The sequence below is a fragment of the Dyella sp. SYSU CM1112 genome (assembly GCF_058216415.1).
Genome location: NZ_JBZEGI010000128.1, coordinates 1 through 275, shown reverse-complemented (window position 1 = coordinate 275; position 275 = coordinate 1). Strand labels below are relative to the sequence as shown.

General features: G+C 70.2%; 1 protein-coding gene. It reads right to left on the bottom strand.

From position 1 onward, the window contains the following. Positions 1 to 236 (bottom strand): DUF4307 domain-containing protein (locus tag AC4HNJ_RS21920; protein ID WP_490481732.1); only part of this gene is annotated, 236 nt, incomplete at its 3' end. Positions 237 to 275 lie beyond the last annotated feature (39 nt).

Sequence of the window (275 nt, the reverse complement as noted above, 5' to 3'; positions counted from 1 at the left end):
CACACGCCCGGCCTGCTGTCGTCGTCCCTGGTCACGTTGATGGTGATTTCCATCGCGTTGCCCGGTTTCGCCTTGAACGCGATGCGCTCGGCGTCGATCGGCGCGGAACCGAGGTTGACGTACGCGATCCACGCGATCACGCCGCTGACCAGCAGGGCGACGGCCAGGAAGACCCACCGGCGCCACTTCCGGGGCGCTTTGGCGCGGCTGGTGCCGTACCGGCCTTCGGGCAGCACGGGGGCTGCCGTTTCCGCCGGTCCGCCTGCCAACGCGGG